This window comes from Moritella sp. 28, assembly GCF_018219435.1.
Lineage (GTDB): Bacteria > Pseudomonadota > Gammaproteobacteria > Enterobacterales > Moritellaceae > Moritella.
The window spans coordinates 211,102-230,529 of the sequence record NZ_CP056121.1 but is presented as its reverse complement, the minus strand read 5'-3'; the positions used below and the strand labels follow the sequence as shown (position 1 = coordinate 230,529).

Genomic DNA, 19,428 nt, shown 5'->3' with positions numbered 1-19,428 from the left:
GCGCAATTAGCAATAAACTGATACAATTAACATATCAATCGTTTTGAAAAAGAATATTATGAGCGTAAAAGAACGGAATATTACCAGCGAAAAGTCTTACCGACGTGCTGAAGACGACGAGCTATATCAAAGTCGTGCAGAAAACAAAATTGAAATTGCCGAGACGCTTAAACTCGCTGGCGCGATCTCTTTACTAAGTAAAGCAGAGATTGCTAAGATGGGTTTCTCTGAACACTTACTTGCTGCAATTGTGACAGCGAGAAAAATCGCAGTACGTACAGATGCTTACAGCAGACATCTATCGTACATGTGCAAAATTATGCGTAGCGATGGCCTCGAGCCGATCCAAATGGCATACGATAAGATCACCAATAAACACAACCAAGCAACCGTTGAATTAACAAAACTAGAGATAGTACGTGATGAGTTAATTGCCGGTGGTGATGCTGCGATCACGGTGTTAATGGAAAAATATCCAAACGCTGATCGTCAAAAATTACGTCAACTGGTTCGCCAAGTGAATAAAGAACTTAAAGCGGAAAAGCCGCTGAAAGCAGCTAAACCAAGCAAAGAAATCTTTAAACACCTACGCGAGATAGCGGGTCTATAATATTAATTAGCTATTTCGGTAGTATTAATGTTTAACCGATACAAACAATAAAGCCCTAACAAGTCATTTATACACTTGCTAGGGCTTTATTTTGATCAACTGTATACCACAAATAGCAAATTAGCTACCAGTGCCACCCACCGTCATACTATCTAGTTTCAGTGTAGGCTGACCGACCCCCACAGGGACACTCTGGCCTTCTTTACCACAAATACCCACACCCTTATCTAATGCTAGGTCGTTACCGACCATTGAGATGTGCTGCATTGCTTCATGACCATTACCGATCAAGGTTGCACCTTTAATTGGCGTAGTTATTTTCCCATTCTCAATTAAGTACGCTTCAGATGCGGAGAATACAAATTTACCCGAGGTAATATCAACTTGACCACCACCAAAGTTAGGCGCATAAATGCCCTTCTCAACCGTACTAATGATCTCTTCTGGTGTACTCTCACCAGGTAACATATACGTATTCGTCATACGCGGCATAGGTAAATGTGCGAATGATTCACGACGGCCGTTACCCGTAGACTCCACCCCCATCAAACGGGCGTTAAGCTTATCTTGCATGTAACCTTTCAAAATACCATTTTCAATCAACATAGTATTTTTTGTCACAGTACCTTCATCATCGATGTTCAATGAACCACGGCGATTAGCTAGCGTGCCATTATCAACAATTGTGCACAGTGAAGATGCTACTTTCTCGCCAATTTTACCCGCATAAGCAGACGTACCTTTACGGTTAAAATCACCTTCTAGACCATGACCTACAGCTTCGTGTAGTAATACACCCGGCCAACCCGCACCAAGAACAACAGGCATTGCACCAGCAGGGGCATCAATCGCATCAATATTAACTAATGCTTGGCGCACTGCATCTTTGGCATAGCTGAATGCACGTTGTACACCATCCACATCATCTAAGAAATAATCAAAACCATAACGGCCACCGCCACCCGCGCCACCACGTTCACGTTTGCCATTTTTCTCAATCAACACAGAACAGTTCATGCGTACTAATGGTCGAATATCTGCTGCAAGAGTGCCATCAGTTGCAGCGACCAGGATCTCTTCGTATACTGCCGACAAGCTCACACTTACTTGTGTAACATGTGGATCTAGTGAGCGTGCGTACACATCCACTTCATGTAACAAGGCAATTTTACGTTGCTTATCCATACTCGCTAATGGATCTAATGGCTGATATATTTCACTGCCTTGAGGTTTACTCCATGCTTTAACTTTACCTTCACCGCCGCTAGCAGCAATACCTCGTGCCGCTTTCGCAGACTGGGTTAATGCTTGTAGATTGATGTCATCGGAATAAGCAAAACCGGTTTTTTCACCGGATACTGCACGTACACCAACACCCCTCTCGATATTAAACGACCCTTCTTTGACGATACCGTCTTCCAAACCCCAAGATTCATGTTTGCAAGCTTGGAAATAAAGATCACCATAATCAAGCTGGTTGCCCATCAATAATGACAGTGTACTCTGCAGCTTATCGATATTTAAATCGGCTGGCAGTAAAATTGAATTTTCGACTTGTTCAAATATCATCGGAGTTGTTACTCTTTATTTTTCAAGCTCGCCGTAAAGCGCGCATGTTGTAAAATAGGTATATCAGTACGTACTTGTACTAACTTTTGTTTGTCTAATGTTGCACAGCTAATGCCACACGCAAAGGTTTGTTGTGCCAGTAGTTCACCCCAAGGGTCTAAGATAACAGAATGTCCCCAAGTATGGCGATTTTGGCCATGGTCACCTACCTGATTCGCCGCCAACACATAACATTGATTTTCTATCGCTCGGGCTTGTAACAGAGGTAACCAGTGCGCTTTACCTGTCGCATAAGTGAATGCGGCTGGCAATAATAACACATCGACCTTGGCAGCACTGAGTACCCGAAATAGCTCAGGGAAGCGTAAGTCATAACAGATAGCCATACCAAACTTAATATCACCAACGTTAAAGGTGGCGATGCTGTCGCCAGGTATGAAACTATCCGACTCTTTATACGCTTGAACGTTTATGACGGCCTTTTCTTGATTATCACTCGCGGCGGTTAATACAGCAGGTACATGGGCATCAAACAAGTGAATCTTGTTGTAATGTTGCACCAATTCCCCATTCGGGTCAAATGCTAAACTGGTGGTATAAATACGCTCGTTACTATGACTAAGAATAGGGAAAGAACCCGCCACCAGCCAACATTGATATTGCTTAGCCCAGTCTGCAAGTTGCTGTTGTACAGGTCCTTGGCCTAAGGGCTCTGCATGAGCGAAATAATCATCACGATTAGAAAATAATGCAAAATTCTCTGGCAATAATATTAAGGTCGGTTCAACACCAATATTAATCAGCCTAAGTTGCGAGGCTACATACGCTAAGTTTGCTGCTATATCGGCACCAGAGGTCATTTGAATCGCCACTAATTGCATCACTTATTCCTTGTGGTTTCTGACTCTGCAGCGTTGATTAATTTATCGGGTACTGCAATCTGTTTTTTATTCCGTTTTACTTCCGTAAATACCGGATTGTCAAAATCGCCGCTGACATTGAATTTAAGCTCAGTGATCACGTCAAGCACAGGCTCTAAAATCTTCGATAGGGCAAACACAGCCAATGCTGTTGTTGGCGTTACCGCAAACGCAGTCAATACCGGTAAACTCGACGTCACATCTGGAAAGAAGCTTAAATTATAATTAATGGTGCGAGTTACTAAATCAAGGTAGCCGCTACCGGTAATCTTACCGCTGCTTGAATTCAGCAAAAAATCGTGATTATTAATCGCACCATCAGCAATCTGCAATGACGCTTCCATAGATGAATACGGAAGGCCATCATTATATACATCACTAAAATCTAAACTGAGTCGTTTCACTAATGACTGCAAACTTAATACACTTAAAAAACGTGTACCTTTATCACTGACATTAGAGATCCGCCCTGCTTCCGTTTTTATCGTGGCGTTACCACTTAACGAGTCGCCATCAATATTAAAAGGGTGATCTTGCCAAGCAAGACTAAAATCCACATCGGCAGGCGTTTTCGCTAACGGGCTAATTAATCCTAAGCCAGTCATAAACTCTTCAACACTCTTTGTTTTTAAGTCACCCTGTAATTCGGTCGACTGATTACCTTGTTTATCAGTGAACCAACGGCCAGTCATAGCGACCGTTGAATGTTCCATATCAATATCAAGTGCTTTAAGTGTTAAGCCCGACGTACTTTTAATCACTTCTGCAGACGTACTCCCTAAATTAATTTTACCCAGAATACAGGCACCACAATTGAAGTTGAAACCGGGGACATCTTGCCAGACAAGTGTTGTTGATTTGGCATCTTGTGCTACACCGGCATCATTAGTTACATCTGACGGTAGTACCAGATCAGGCAAATAAAGATAATCAAAGTCGATATTTATATTACCGATATCCGGAATAACAACCGAACCATTAAACTCACTCGCTTTAAGCTCAATACCCCAGTTACGATAACCTTTTGTCGCAGTTATCGTTAAATCGTTCAAGGGCTGTTGATAGTAAGTCGTATTTGCTACCGCGACCTTAATTGAGGATAAGGGCTCTACCGCACTACTCACATCAAATTCACTGTCAGGTAAACCGCCATACCATAATAGCCACTCGGCGATATCAAGCTCATCAACATTAACAACAATAGCATTGGCCGAATCACTTATCAGTAGTTCATCAGCATTACCAATCTGCACTAATGACTGAATAAGTTCTAGCTGTTCCTTCGCGTAATTAACCTGTCCAGAAAAATACACCACATCACTGGCGGTTAATTGAATATTCGCTTGTTTATCATTACCAACCACAGAAATATCAGTTGGCCAATCCTGAGTTGCTCTTTTTGCTAATGGCATAGGTAAATCAAGCGTTAGGTTTTTTAAGTCACTCTGCACATCAAATTCATAGTCAAACCCTTGTTCAGGAAATACCATGTTTAATGAGCCTTTCCAGTCAACATCACCAGAGACATATTGCTGATATTGTGGCATTAACTGAGCCATAATATTACGACTTTGCCACTGACCAGCAAGTTCAACATTTACCTGATAATGAGCATTGTTCTGCCCACTACTAAAACGAACCCCCAGTGGCTCACCGTACAACTTAGCGGTAAGAGGTGTCGATAACAAACCATTATCATCAAATGTGAAACTACCGCTAGCATCAGTCAAGGTTAAATCAAGCGCAGGTAAATAAATCCGGTCATTAACTAAATCTACCCCACCCTTTACCACCACTTGCTCATCATCAGTAAATGGAATGACAATGTCGATTTTGCCATTAATATCACCAGAAACTTGAAGATTGTTTAACGCATCAGTTACTTCCGGTAACGGGCTAGAATCAATAAGAGATTTGGCTTGTGCGCCCGTCGTCTTAAATTGCGCTTGAATACCAAGTGCTTTCACATCCCCTAAACGAGGCAGTTGCAAGTCCACACGAGAGATAGCGACTTGATCCAAATTACCTTTTCGGGACGACATAAATAAATCATCTTGTTGAAATAATAACTCAAGCTCTAAGTCGGTTACGCTTGGCCATTGCGGATCAAAAGCAAACACAGCATCAGCGACATTCAGCTTAGCTTGGAATATCCCATCGCCATTGCGATAAGGATAATTAGCAAATTCACCAAACCACAATAATTGGCCATTATCGGCATAACCTTGTTTTAATGCACCACGAAGATAATCAATCAATGCTTCACCCATATATTCGTTTGGGTAGTAATAAAATGCTTTACTGGCATCACGTAATTTAAGATCGCCAGCAAGGCTTAAAAAAGCATTGGCGTTAGTGGGGATATCTAATAAGAATTGACTGTCGAGGACAAGCTCTGGCGTATCAAGGGTAACTTTATCGGCGATGATCTCAATACCACTGTCATTCTTGTTATCAACAACCTCTGTATTACGGTAACGACGCCAGGTAAAGTCTGTCGAAAATTGATTCACCCGAATATTATGCTCTAGGTACTGATTAAGATCTAATACCGCATCATTCATATCAATGCTGACCTTGCCAGTCTCTAGACTACCCGTTAGTGCAACATCAAGATTCTCAATACTAGGAAACCCCTGCCAACTTTGTAGCTGTAGACCATCAACCTTCAATTGATAACTTAGTTGAGTCCAGTCTTGCAGTGGAATTTTAACCTTAATATCATGGACTAAACCATGTGGATATAGGGTTTTAAGATCTTTAAACAAGGCTTCATCAACATGACGAGACAATGCTACAATCGGCGCTAACTTAGACAGTTCAAATTGATTTACAGCGGCAAATATCTCGCCCTGTTGTAGCCTCACTTGTATATCAAGTTGCGGCCACACAATACCATTAGTGACCAACGCCAGGTCATGACTATCTAATTGCCAACCAGAATCGGTTAATTGCCATTGTAAATAACCTCCCCAGATATTCAAACTTTGTTGTCTCGTTTCATTTTGCCAAGTAAAGGTTGAAGGCTGTAATTGTAATAACGCCGATGTCGGTTTGTTATTAACAATATCAATCCAACTTTCAAAGCTTAATACGCCTTGTTTTAAACCCTCGCGTTTAAACAATACTTTTTCAAACCAATGTGACAAACTCATGTTCTCTGCCTGAACATACACTTGACCACTGACATTGGTTAAATCATTTTTGGCACTCGTCACATCGACCATAATGCGTAAATTATTATCGGCAACATCATCATTAATGTATGCCCAACCTTCACCACGGTGACGACGACCTTGATTTAACCAAGCAAATTCACGGATATGAATGACTTTTTCTTCACCAGCAGGCGTTAATATTCGTAAGTTACTGTTGGTTAATTCGAAGTTTTTGAGTTGACGAAAAAAAACATCTAGTAAACGGGTTAATTCGGGGGTGGCAAGCTTAGTTTCTTGTTCCGCGGAGCGTTCGAAGGGAGAGACCGGAAGCTTGATCTGGACGCCATCTAAAATTAAATTATTGAGTAGTAATTTCCGCTCTAATAAGCTGTTCCAAAAATCAATGCTGATCTTGATACGCTCAACGTCAAAGTCATACGGCAATGACTCATCAAACTTGACGTCTAAGGTATTAATAATTAATACCGGGCCGAATTTATACCAGCCCGCATCAATACTTTCGACTTCAATACTTACCGATTGATCTGCCACCAACCAATCAATCACCTGATCATGATATTGATTCAGGTAGGGGAAACTCGCCCGTAACAGGCTAATTGAGACAGCAGAAAAAACAGCTAAGCAGGCGAAAGTATAGAGGCATGCTTTACCACACCTTCTTAGCCAATTGCGTTTCGCAGTCACGCTACATCATTACCACATCAAATTGTTCTTGCAAATATAGTGGTTCAGGTTTGATCTTGACCTGTTTACCCATAAACAATTCCAATTCAGCAATACTGTGTGACTCTTCTTTTTCAATGTACTCAGCAACAGCGACAGAGGCATAAACGCTAAACTGATCCGCATCATAAGCACGATTAACACGGGTTACTTCACGGAAGATCTCATAACATACCGTTTCAACTGTTTTCACCGAACCACGGCCATCACACGTTGGACAATCCGAACATAACACGTGTTCTAATGATTCGCGGGTACGTTTACGGGTCATTTCGACTAACCCTAACGCCGAGAAATCATGAGTATTAGTTTTGGCGCGATCATGACTTAATGCGGCCTCTAAACATTCCATCACCCGACGGCGATGCTCAGAACTTTGCATATCAATAAAATCGATAATGATAATGCCACCCAGATTACGTAATCTCAGTTGTCGGGCAATCGCTTGGGTTGATTCCACATTGGTATTAAAAATAGTATCTTCAAGATTACGATGACCGACAAAAGCACCGGTATTAATATCAATCGTCGTCATCGCTTCCGTCTGATCAATAATTAAATAACCACCTGACTTTAACGTTACTTTTCGCTCTAAAGCACGTTGCGATTCATTTTCAACATCATACATTTCAAAAATAGGACGCTCACCCGTATAGAGCTCTAACGCGCTGACTAACTCAGGCACATAGGATTCCGTGAATTCACATAACTCAGTATAAGCAAGACGAGAATCGACACGAATCTTATCCAATGGCGAACCAACAAAATCACGAATAATACGAAATGCTAATGACGGATCTTGATATAACATACTCGCAGTTGGATTACTTCTCTGACGCTGTAGCACTTTGGTCCATAAACGTTTTAAGTAAGCAATGTCTTGTTCGATTTCTTTATCACGTACGCCATCTGCTGCCGTACGAATGATATAACCACCCAATTCATCAACCTGGGCTTCAGTAACACGTTTTAAACGACCGCGCTCTTCTTCACAATCAATACGTTGTGATACCCCCACATGAGAACTGCCCGGCATAAAAACTAAATAGCGAGAGGGTAACGTAATATCGGTGGTGAGACGTGCACCTTTAGTGCCCATCGGATCTTTCACCACTTGTACTGTGATATCCTGGCCTTGACGCACAAGCTGAGAAATATCTGCGACTTTAAAATGCTTTTTTTCACCCGCAGCAACACACTCTGTATGCGGGACAATATCTGACGCATGTAAAAATGCAGCTTTATCAAGACCAATATCAACAAATGCTGCTTGCATGCCCGGTAATACCCGACTCACTTTACCTTTATAGATATTACCCACGATGCCACGTTTAGCTTCACGTTCTACATGTATTTCTTGTAATATGCCATTTTCAATCAAGGCAACACGCGTTTCGCTCGGGGTAACATTTACTAATAACTCTGTCGTTAGACCCATATTATTTAGCCCTTCATTACTTTATTCTGCTCTGCCTTAAAGGCTTGAATTAACTGCTCTGTTTGCATTAATGGTAAGCCGACAACAGCGCTATAGCTGCCGCTCATATGGCTAACAAATTTACCTGCAATACCTTGGATCGCATAACTCCCCGCTTTATCGCTGGGTTCACCGGTGCACCAGTAATCATGCATTTCAGTGGCTGATATTTCTCGAAACTGTACCTGGGTAGTCACAACTTCAACCCAGCAACGGTTGGTATCGGCAAGTGCAACGGCGGTCATCACTTCATGTTCATGACCTGATAATAAACTCAACATACGTTTCGAATCTGCTTCATCAACCGGTTTTTCTAACACTTGTCCAGCATATACCACGATGGTATCGGCACCTAACACTACATATTCAGCTGCTGCGCTAGTGTTTGCCTGCGCGGCGTTAGCATTTTCTAGGACCACAGTACCAGCTTGCGCTTTATCGCGTGCTAATCGAGCAACATAATCAGCAGCAAGTTCGCCCGATTGTTGCTGCTCTTCAACCTCAACGGCTAACACCGAAAATTCGACACCAATTTGCGTCAGTAATTCGCGGCGACGCGGCGACTGTGATGCTAAGTACATGTTTATCTTTTTCATCTTATTATCTTCTGCACGATTAAGCTATCTTATGCCCACTAACTAATAGCAAACTGACGGCGAATTTTACGTAAAATCAAGAATATCCATGGCCATATTAACATTGTGGTTAGGATTGACCATAAGTACATCGGTGTTATTGTTATATCAAAAAGTAATTTTTCAGCCCAAAATACCACCAGCTTATTTAAGCCTGCTAAAAAGCCTACAACTAATGCTTGTTGCCACAATGATAAATTACGGATCAAACGATGATTCATCACAATAATATAGATGACAATCGACAGCGCTAAAGAATGAATGCCGAGCGGCGCACCTAATAACAGATCGAGCACCAATCCCGTGATCCAAGCATAACCAATATTGACGCGATACGGCAGAGCCATACACCAATAACCCAATACCAAAAACAGCCAATCAGGACGGAAGTTATTTAAAGGCTCAGGTACAGGTAATACCGTGAGTAATAACGCGATGATTAAGGTCAAAATTATTTTAAAACGACCGTTAGCATATGTCATAATGTCCCTTCCTTATCAGCGTTTGTCGGCGATTCAACATTATTATTTTCAGTGCTATTGTCAGCTGTATTTTCTTCATCATCCCAAATAAGTAATACATAGCGGATCCGCTCTAATGCCACAATCGGTTTTGCTTCAACTTGCGCATAAGGTTGGCCCATTTGATAAGTAAAATCGGTAATTGTAGCAACGGGATAACCTTCAGGGAATACGCCACCAAGGCCAGAGGTGACTAGCACATCACCAACTTGAATATCGGTACTATGCGGAACATAAGGTAACGTAAGACTGTTTAATTCACCACTGCCATTGGCAATCGCACGAATGTCATTACGCTGTACTCGAACCGGAATGCCATGAGTAATATCAGTAATCAACAATACACGGCTGTATGTCGCAGATACATCGACAATTTGGCCAACAACACCTTGTTCATTTAATATCGGTTGACCAATATAAATACCGTCTATCGCTCCCTTGTTAATCACCACTTGCAAGGAAAAAGGATCGGAATTAACGGTGATAATTTCAGCCACTAATTTACGCTGATCGGCATGAACAGGGGAGTTAAGTAAAGCACGCAGGCGTTTATTTTCTTCTTTCAAATGTTTAAATTCAAGCAACTGAACTTGTTGAATAAATAGTTTTTCTCGCTGCTCTTGAACTTGTTTCTTTAAATCTCGGCGAGTAACAACGGTATTGGATACACCTTTCAGCATTTCACTGGGTATATCGGCCGCATAGATGAGTGGTGATACCGCGGTATTTAAATAGACACGAACATTTGAAAATGAATCAAATTTAGAATCAAAAATAATTAATGAGAAAGAAGCGATAACCGCAAAGAATAAACGCAGTTGTAACGATGTTGAGGTAGCAAAAATAGGTTTCATTAAGTGGAGTTCTCAAAGGGTGGCGCGCCCGCCACCCTATAGGATTATTGAATCAGGAGCTTAATCGTAATTGAAAAGATCACCACCGTGCATATCAATCATTTCTAATGCTGTACCGCCGCCACGAGCCACACAGGTTAGTGGATCTTCAGCGATAACAACAGGAATACCAGTTTCTTCAAGTAATAAACGGTCAAGGCCACGGATTAACGCGCCGCCACCCGTTAGCACCATGCCACGTTCGGCAATATCCGACGCTAACTCTGGTGGAGACTGTTCTAACGCTGTCATTACAGCACTCACAACACCCGATAATGGTTCTTGTAATGCTTCTAGAATTTCAGTGCTGTTTAGGATGAAACTACGTGGCACACCTTCTGCAAGGTTACGACCACGCACTTCAATTTCAACAACTTCGTCGAGTGGGTATGCAGAACCAATTTCTTTCTTAATACGTTCAGCAGTAGCTTCACCAATTAAGCTACCATAGTTGCGACGCACATAACTGATGATTGCTTCATCCAGTTTGTCACCACCAATACGTACTGATGAAGAATAAACAACACCATTTAGTGAAATGATTGCTACTTCGGTAGTACCGCCACCTATATCAACAACCATAGAACCAGTTGCTTCAGAAACAGGTAAACCAGCACCAATCGCCGCCGCCATTGGCTCGTCGATTAAAAATACTTCACGTGCACCGGCACCTTGTGCAGATTCACGGATAGCACGACGTTCTACTTGCGTTGAACCACAAGGTACACACACAAGAACACGCGGGCTAGGACGGAAAAAGTTATTATCATGCACTTGTTTAATAAAGTGTTGTAGCATTTTTTCTGTCACGAAAAAGTCTGCTATTACTCCGTCTTTCATTGGACGAATAGCGGCAATATTACCAGGTGTACGACCTAGCATCTGCTTTGCAGCTGTACCAACTGCGGCAACACTCTTATTTGCACCGCGCTCTTGGCGGATCGCAACAACTGAAGGCTCGTCAAGGACAATACCTTGACCTTTAACATAAATAAGGGTGTTTGCTGTTCCCAAGTCGATTGATAAATCGCTAGAGAATACGCCTCTTAACTTCTTAAACATGGCTATGGGCATTCCTAAAAGTAAAATGTTGCAGGATCGGTTAACTTTACCAATGCGCAATGAATGAGGCAAGTTTATCAGACTTTATGACCGACAAACTATTAATTTAACCTTCTTCGGTAAATAACTCGATCATTACCATAGAAAAAGCCAAATACGATGTTCGCAGAGGGTGATTGATCAAAACCAACATGACCATCTTCCCAGTTATATTTAAACCAATCATCAACGGTATAATCAAGTTTAACCTCACCATTTAGATTCGGCGCTGCAATGATTAGCCCTTGCGTGATACCGTTGATAAAATTTCCTTTTCCTGAAAGCGCTGGTAAATGTTCAGCTGCAGGTGGCACTCCGCCTAAAGAAATATTCGTTAGCGTCGCATCTACGAAATCGAAGTCCGTTATAGAATCATCATTATTCTTAATGAAGTTTGCGCCATCAAAATATTCAAGTTGCATGGTTGTGGCAAAATCATTCGACATTGGTCCGTATCCATCAGCAACCGTCCAACGGCCATAGCGTAGTTCAGTCGCTTGTGAAGATAACTGGCGTGCCGTTGCTTGCGCCGCTGGAATATCTAAATCATTAAGAACAACACCATCTTTATCAGTAATGCTGATACCAAAAAGAGTATTCATCATAGGTCCATCAGGTCCAGCTGAATCTCGAGAAAAATAACCATAATCCGGCATATCACCAGGTATATAAGCACCATTGACCCAAGCCCCGCCATAATCCTTTAGACGATGAGATAAATCTAAGCCATCCGAGTTTGCAATAAAACTAACCGTCGCTTTATCATCGCCATTGTAGTTCTTTGTCACGAGACCTGCGCTATTTTGCGCTTCAAGACGATAGTCAAATAAGAGTTCAGGTTGATCCATGTAAGTAAATACGGCCCCCCTATCTGGCGATATGCGTAAAGTCCATGCCATGTTCCAATTAGTACCAATACCAGGTTCATATTGGTTTGAACCTTTACTCCACTGGACACAAAAACCACTGTTTGGTGGTTTTCGACACTCATAAACCTTGCTGTCTTTAGGCTGAAAAACTGTCGTTCCTGCAGCATAACTCGTTAAATTTTGAGGGAATACATAATCATAATCTGTTGGGCTATAGCGGTGAGAGCCAATATAATTATACACTGCCGATGACACTAATTCGAAATGCGATGGAATAAAACGGCCTATCTCAGTACCATTAGAATTTACCGAAAGATTATCATCAACAGAAAATCTCATGCCATAGTAATCAGTGTCTTTCACATTTATTTGAATTGCACCGACTTCACTATAAGTCGAGTCAGCAAAGCGATAGACACCTTTCTCAAAGATTGGCAAGCCAGGCATTCCAACCCACGTTGCCGAGGTCGAAGTTAATAGCGTCTTATTTTTTGCATAACTAAATTCCCCTTCAAACAAGTCTGCTGTAGGCATAGAACGGGTTAACTTTATACGTAAATTATCATTTGAATTAGGGACATAATTAGACGCAATGTTACCGTCTGCATTCAGCGATTCGATCTTAAATGTAAAAATGTTACCTGCTTTATGTACATGCCTTAATACATTGTTATCCTGCTCCGTCAGTTCTGTTCTTATATCACCATTATGACGCGTGGCTTTGATTTTAAATTTATAGGGTCTCACTGCAAACTGATTGCTTTTCCCTTTGATTGTTAAGCCATTCAAATCATTACTATTATCATTAATCGTATAGCTGGCGATTAAATTTATTTTACCGGCATCTTGATACTGTGCTGTATTGATCCGAGTGATATTGCTACTAAATGCTAAATCAACCGCACTGTAATGGTTTTCTTCATTTCCGTTATTTTTACCAAGATTCACCGAATTAGTGACGAAATTTAAAGGTGAGCAAGTATTTGGCTCTTGGCATTGAACGCCCAGCTTAACCGGGATTGTTTCATTATTTTTAAAAATGTTCTTACATTGGCCATTTTTATTATAAAAAGCATCCAGTTTAATGGGGGTTGAAAAGTTAACACCCGCAACTTGATTGGCAATATCGTCACTGCCATCAGCATTATCATAGCTAAAGAAAAAACCGGTATCAGCAAAATTAATATCGCAGTTACTCGTACCATTACACTTATATTTCTTATTAGTATTTGTTAACGATAGGGTTAAATCATCTTCTTTTAAGTAACCTAAATTAATATTGGTTGTACCCGTAAAAGTACCACTTGGCTTAGAGATTCTGTCAGTACTGCTTTTCGCATCTGCGACTAAGGTAAGACTGGTCGAACGCGTCGATTCAACACAGGCAATACCTGATTGGAAATTATTGGTACAGGCTTGAACGCTGACAATTGCAGGTTCACAAGTTAATGCGCGATCACTGAAAGTTAACCGATAATGTTTAATAGGATCAGGTGGAGGAGAATATGGCTCAAGCTTAATAACAATATCATCCCAGGACATATCGTCAGAATCACCATAAGATGTTGTTTCTATTTGTAACTCATATTCAGTATTTGCTGTTAGTACTTTATTTAAACGCCAAGTGAAGTCACCATTAGAGCGCGAGGTATATAAATAAGTAGAATCGATATACTGATTATTTTTAAGTAAAGTTAGCTGAATCGAATTGTAGCGTGTATACACATCACGATAATTATACATCGTAATGTCCTTTAAGGTTGAACCTTTACTTGGTGTGAATTTATATACCACACGTTCACCTTCATTCTTGTTTGGATACCAACGACCAGCATAACCAACGTGGCTCCCATTATTATCACCAATATGGCGTCGTTGAATAAAAGAAAAGCTATCCGTATTACCAAAAGATGTTTTTAAAGTTATATCCTTAAAACTAAAATCATCAAAGTCGCTACAATATTGATTCCAACCTATGAGGTCGTCACGCCAATTATAACATTGCCCAACAATAGCGAGTTCATAATCACCTTTAGGCAAATATACAGATAGTGCTAATGATGAACTATAGCTGTCCAGTTCTGATCGAGTATTGACTACAGGTGTATTACTTCCGGCCTTCCAGATTACAAAGTATAATTGTCCTCCGATACCTGAAGCACTAGGAATATTAATTCCGGTAAGGGTTATAGCTTCAGTTAAGTTGAAATGTACAGGGTTATTAGGTTTAGGATTCCTCAAATTCCCATTCTGAGTACGGTCCGCGGTTACAAGATATTCAGGCCCCATCGCCTTATAGGTGTAATCACCAATATTCATTCTGCCTTTTAATACTATGTCGGCAAAAGCTGATTGGGGGAATAACAAACTAATAATAAAAGCAATAACGAATCGCAGCTTAGAACCAGGTCTTTCTTGTAAATACAAACTCAATTTCATAACTTCACTTCCGCTTCAATTTTATGCTCAGCAATAATTTTTCCACCATCACAATTGCCAGTGGAAGTGAGATAAAACAAACTGCTGTTATTAACAGGAATACTTTGGCAAGTGATCGTAACACTGCAGTTTTCCAATCCGACTTCATTACTGATATCAAACTGTAAATCAGTGGGGGCATTAGGAAAATTGGCACACGCTTGTTTACGTTTCAAGACCTGATAGATGCCATAATCCATTCCACTTTCAGCCCCATAATACGCTTTAGCGCTATACACTTCATTCGCCACACTATCAGCGGTTGAGCTCAGGACTCGACTTAAGGTTGCAGCTAATAAAGACATAACCACAATAATAAATAAGGCAATAACGAGCATACTACCTTGTTGTTGCTTGATACTTATCTGCATAGTGTTAACGTCACTGTTTTGTAGGGTATATCATTATGGAACATTGCTTATCACCAATTGATGATCGAATCGAAGTACACTGTCGTCGCGCAATTTAAAACCAAAATTAAGATTTAAAATTGCATGACTAAATTGACTGGCCGATGTCAAGTTCATCGCACTATCAACACTCAGATCATCAGCCATCAAGACTCGATTGTCTAAGGTATAATTTTGTGCTGATAATGGCGCTTGATTTCGGAACAAACGCATTGAATCACCAATGGCGAGTAAGCAATATTGCACTTTGTTCTCGGCAATGAAATACCGTGAGACTAATGAATCTCTGCTTAAGTTACTGCCAAACGTTAAATCAGCTTGGGTTGGGTTAGCACCAGGCACAGGGACATAATTTGTTATTTCCGCAACCGTACTCGAGGGCAATGAATAAAAATCATCAGCATTGGTGGTCAATACACTGACATATTGACCGCTAAAATCATTTTCATTGCTGCCTGTATTTTCCCTAGTTCGACGATCCATGATTAATGACATCTTAGACAGTCCGCTAACGTTACCAATATACAGCCCTGCGGCGGTAAAAGGCACAAAGTCGATGCAGGAATAATTACCTGTAGTATTAATTCTTAAACTAAACGCAACAGCAGAGTTAAGCTCTTTATCCAGTCGGTTAAAGATAAATCGCGCATCGTTTAAACGTTCATTCTGATTAATCGATGTTTGATATAATACGACATTAGAACTGATAAAGCGGCTACTGAACATACCGATAATACCTAATAAAAGGATCACCATGGTTAATTCTATTAAGGTGAATCCTGCATGACTGCCTTGTGGCGATTTAAGCCTAATCATCAGTAATTCCCCTTAAATGACGTTAACTCGATAGCCTCATCATTAGGCATAAATATGGTCACTCGGATTCTTTTCGCTACGTTAATCGCACCCGAAATAGAGTTAGAATCAAATTTATCTGCCGCAAACGACACGCAAATTTGCAAACCGTAACCAGGGTACTCATTCGTAAAGGAAGCCAATGCTGCACTTGGATCACTATTATTACAGTAGATATTATAATCATCAACGTCATTAAAATTATTCGGTGTCGAGCGAACTTCACTGCCTTCAGTGCCTAAGTCTGAACTACAAGACACTTCCTCACCACAACGAATATAGCGACCAGAGCTCGTACTCCTTTCATCATAATAACGGATCAATACTTGATCCATGATGCGCTTGCCTAACGCCGTTGCTTTAATTTGATACATAGGCGTGACGGTATTGTTGGCTTGCGGCAAGAAGATACCCGTGACAATCACTAACGAGATGGCTAACACCACCATACCAACCACAATTTCAATCAAGGTGAAACCACGTTGATGCCGCGTCTTAGCTGGTCTTGCCGTTGAATTAGTTTTCATGAATAAAACCTTGTGCTTCGATACGCAGTGATAACGTTTGCTCGCCAATAATCGAGATATTACAACCGCGATTACGGGTACTACAACCATTGGCAATACCGAATTCATCAAACTCAATAATGCCAGTATCTGCGGTATGAGTAACGCTGAAACCGACTTTAGTACTATTCGCCTCAGCCGTACTCATGCCCAAATGTGGCGCTGTAAATGAGGTTGGTAATCCAGAACCACAATTTGTTGGAATACCAAAGCGACTGGCAGTAATAACAACGCGGTTACAAGCGTAAGGATTGGTTGCACGGGAAGTTCGACAGTCACTACCACAGCTCATCGCTTGTTGTTGCACGGTTTTGAGTAATTGCTGTAACTGGTCACGATACGTTTGTGTTTCAAAACCATCGTTACCGTTAAATTTAGGGATCGCGGTTGCCGCTAAAATACCTGTTAGCAAAATAATAATCACGAGTTCAATGAGGGTAAAGCCCGACTTCTTATACATATGCTATAGCACCTCATGGCTTAATGACTGTGGATGCTAAGTATTAGATCCCTTCCCATACTGAGTATTGATAGTATTATAAAATCAAGAGGTTTGCATTAATAACAGGTATTAATCAAGAAGTTGTTGGAAATAAAAAAGGCTTACTGAAGTAAGCCTTTTCTCTACTTTAAGAAGCAGTTTATAATTGGATCGTCGTATTACAAAGTTCACTAACAACTTTATAACGTGCTGTTGATGTTGCTTGTACATAACTAACGCAAGTATCTGTTGCTGTTGATGCAGTACCATTCCAAAAAGTAATAGTAGCACCTTGAGCATCTGCCGTCGTAGGTATTTTTGATGAGAAACCACTCACTTCAATAGCAGCATTAATACCAGCTAAAGTCGCTTCAGGATAACCGTAAACAGTTTCAATAGTCGCACCTGCATCCTCTACAGATGAGTCAGCTGTTTTTTCAACACCATCAATAGCCGCTTTAGAATAAACGATGTTAGCAGCGCTGTGTAGTGCAGACTCTACGCCTTTCATTGCAGATACTTTTGCATCATCTTGCAGGTTAAGAAATTTAGGCACAGCTGTCGCCGCTAAGATACCTAGTACAATAATTACGATTACTAATTCGATTAATGTAAAACCATTTTGTTTTTTCATATTTGAACTCCTGTTCACTTTGTTGATAAATTACATAGACATAAACATGACAACACGTCCATATAATTTACATTAATGTACGAAGCTGTATATTTTTTGATACTATGCCAAAAAAATAATATTTTCACTAGTTTTATTTAAGTTAATGTGGCGAAATCATAATAGTTCGACTAAGCATGATAATATTGAATATCACCATAGGGCATAAAATATGCCCATAGAAACACCACTGAGAATAAGAGCCTGCAAGTTAACCTTGTACAACACCCATCATGTCCCACATAGGGACAAAAATACCCAGTGCTAAAATCAATACCATGATGGCAACAATACCAATTAATATTGGTTCAATCTTAGCGGTTAGCGATTGCAGTTCATAATCCACTTCACGTTCGTAAAACTGCGCGGCTTCTAATAGCAAGTCATCCACTTGGCCCGTTTCATCACCAACCGAGATCATTTGTAAGATCAACGGGGTAAACATGCCGCTTTCAATCGCCGTGATCGTTAAACTCTTACCTTCTTCAATACCTGAGCGCATAGACAAGATACGTACTTCCATCCATGCGTTATCAACCGTTGATGCCACCAGTGAAAGACTATTGTTCAGTGGCACACCACCTTTAAGCATTAACGAAAAACTGCGCGCAAAACGCGATAGCAGGGTTTTTTCGATAACAGGCCCCACAATCGGGATGCGAATATAGAACAAGCCCCACTTCAATTTACCTTTGTCGGTTTTAATATAATATTTGAAGGCAAAAATACTGCCGATCACACCCACGATTAATAAGTACCAATAATTCACAAAGAAAGCAGAGGATGCCAGTAAGGCACGTGTCGCCCACGGCAATTCGACGCCAAATTTACTAAACATATTGGCAAACGTGGGGATCACAAAAATATTTAAGACCACTAGCGCTGATACAATCGAAATTAATACAAACATCGGATAACGGATCGCACTACTAATACGACGTCGTGTATCCATTTCTAATTCAAGATAATTAGAAATTTGTAAAAATGAATCATCCAAGCGACCGGTATTTTCACCCACACGGACAATCGACACAAAAATAGACGCAAATACGTGTGGATGCGCATTCATCGCAGCCGACAATGTTGTCCCGTTATTTAAACGCGTCACGACATCATTAAGTACGTCTTTCAATTTAACGTGAGAACTCGATTCAGATAACCCTTTAATCGCACGGATCATAGGAATACCAGCGCGGGTTAAGGAATACATCTGACGCGCGAAAATAACCAGCTCTTCCAGCGGGACTTTCCGTGTAAATAGTTGGCTAAAATCAATATCTCGGCTGCCTGTCGATACATTAATTGACGTAGGCGTGATCCCTTTACGCATTAATGATTCAACAAGCACATCTTGATTTTGCGCTTCTTGATCTCCCGAAACGGCATTGCCTTGGATATCCCGGCCTTTATAACTAAAATTTGGCATTCGCTAACCTTAATAGTCCTATTTACTGACCACTACGGTCCT

The 19,428-nt window shown here is 40.9% G+C and carries 16 protein-coding genes; 1 reads left to right on the top strand and 15 read right to left on the bottom strand.

All coding sequences use genetic code 11. From position 1 onward, the window contains the following. Window positions 1-58 precede the first annotated feature (58 nt). Window positions 59-610, top strand: a complete 552-nt coding sequence (gene yjgA, locus HWV02_RS01065; RefSeq protein WP_211689499.1) for a ribosome biogenesis factor YjgA — start codon at window positions 59-61, stop codon at window positions 608-610. Window positions 611-730: 120 nt separating this feature from the next. On the opposite strand, the gene tldD is transcribed toward yjgA, so the two are convergent. The 15 genes from tldD to HWV02_RS00990 form a co-directional block, all read right to left on the bottom strand. Beyond that, window positions 731-2,179, bottom strand: a complete 1,449-nt coding sequence (gene tldD, locus HWV02_RS01060; protein WP_211678114.1) for a metalloprotease TldD — start codon at window positions 2,177-2,179, stop codon at window positions 731-733. Between the two features lie 8 nt (window positions 2,180-2,187). Next, a complete protein-coding gene (locus tag HWV02_RS01055) occupies window positions 2,188-3,060 on the bottom strand; it encodes a carbon-nitrogen hydrolase family protein (protein WP_211689497.1) in 873 nt (290 codons plus the stop codon). Continuing rightward, entirely contained in the window at window positions 3,060-6,962 is a 3,903-nt protein-coding gene (locus HWV02_RS01050) for a YhdP family protein (RefSeq protein ID WP_211689495.1), read from the bottom strand. The genes HWV02_RS01055 and HWV02_RS01050 overlap by 1 nt, the downstream gene beginning before the upstream one ends. 1 nt (window position 6,963) lies before the next feature. Continuing rightward, window positions 6,964-8,439: a ribonuclease G gene (gene rng, locus HWV02_RS01045; protein WP_211673689.1), complete on the bottom strand. Its 1,476-nt coding sequence runs from the start codon at window positions 8,437-8,439 to the stop codon at window positions 6,964-6,966. 5 nt (window positions 8,440-8,444) lie between these two features. Beyond that, window positions 8,445-9,074: a nucleoside triphosphate pyrophosphatase gene (locus HWV02_RS01040; protein ID WP_211689493.1), complete on the bottom strand. Its 630-nt coding sequence runs from the start codon at window positions 9,072-9,074 to the stop codon at window positions 8,445-8,447. 38 nt (window positions 9,075-9,112) lie between these two features. After that, window positions 9,113-9,595: a rod shape-determining protein MreD gene (mreD, locus tag HWV02_RS01035; protein ID WP_211673687.1), complete on the bottom strand. Its 483-nt coding sequence runs from the start codon at window positions 9,593-9,595 to the stop codon at window positions 9,113-9,115. Then, window positions 9,592-10,488 (bottom strand): rod shape-determining protein MreC, encoded by an 897-nt coding sequence (mreC, locus tag HWV02_RS01030; protein WP_211689491.1) that lies wholly within the window; start codon window positions 10,486-10,488, stop codon window positions 9,592-9,594. The genes mreD and mreC overlap by 4 nt, the downstream gene beginning before the upstream one ends. Window positions 10,489-10,548: 60 nt before the next feature. Continuing rightward, the gene (locus HWV02_RS01025) at window positions 10,549-11,589 is read right to left on the bottom strand and encodes a rod shape-determining protein (protein WP_211673685.1); all 1,041 of its coding nucleotides are present in this window, start codon (window positions 11,587-11,589) and stop codon (window positions 10,549-10,551) included. A gap of 101 nt (window positions 11,590-11,690) precedes the next feature. Next, window positions 11,691-14,936, bottom strand: a complete 3,246-nt coding sequence (locus HWV02_RS01020) for a DUF6701 domain-containing protein (protein ID WP_211689490.1) — start codon at window positions 14,934-14,936, stop codon at window positions 11,691-11,693. Further along, window positions 14,933-15,346, bottom strand: coding sequence for a PilX N-terminal domain-containing pilus assembly protein (locus HWV02_RS01015; RefSeq protein WP_255550576.1), 414 nt, complete (start codon window positions 15,344-15,346; stop codon window positions 14,933-14,935). Before HWV02_RS01015 ends, HWV02_RS01020 begins: the two co-directional genes overlap by 4 nt. Window positions 15,347-15,379: 33 nt before the next feature. After that, a complete protein-coding gene (locus tag HWV02_RS01010; RefSeq protein WP_211689488.1) occupies window positions 15,380-16,201 on the bottom strand; it encodes a prepilin-type N-terminal cleavage/methylation domain-containing protein in 822 nt (273 codons plus the stop codon). Continuing rightward, entirely contained in the window at window positions 16,201-16,767 is a 567-nt protein-coding gene (locus tag HWV02_RS01005) for a prepilin-type N-terminal cleavage/methylation domain-containing protein (RefSeq protein ID WP_211689486.1), read from the bottom strand. Before HWV02_RS01005 ends, HWV02_RS01010 begins: the two co-directional genes overlap by 1 nt. Beyond that, window positions 16,757-17,266, bottom strand: coding sequence for a prepilin-type N-terminal cleavage/methylation domain-containing protein (locus tag HWV02_RS01000; RefSeq protein ID WP_211689485.1), 510 nt, complete (start codon window positions 17,264-17,266; stop codon window positions 16,757-16,759). Before HWV02_RS01000 ends, HWV02_RS01005 begins: the two co-directional genes overlap by 11 nt. Window positions 17,267-17,447: 181 nt before the next feature. Then, complete coding sequence (locus HWV02_RS22950) at window positions 17,448-17,921, bottom strand: type II secretion system protein (protein WP_211689483.1); 474 nt, start codon at window positions 17,919-17,921, stop codon at window positions 17,448-17,450. 250 nt (window positions 17,922-18,171) lie between these two features. After that, complete coding sequence (locus HWV02_RS00990) at window positions 18,172-19,386, bottom strand: type II secretion system F family protein (RefSeq protein WP_211678104.1); 1,215 nt, start codon at window positions 19,384-19,386, stop codon at window positions 18,172-18,174. Between the last annotated feature and the right edge of the window lie 42 nt (window positions 19,387-19,428).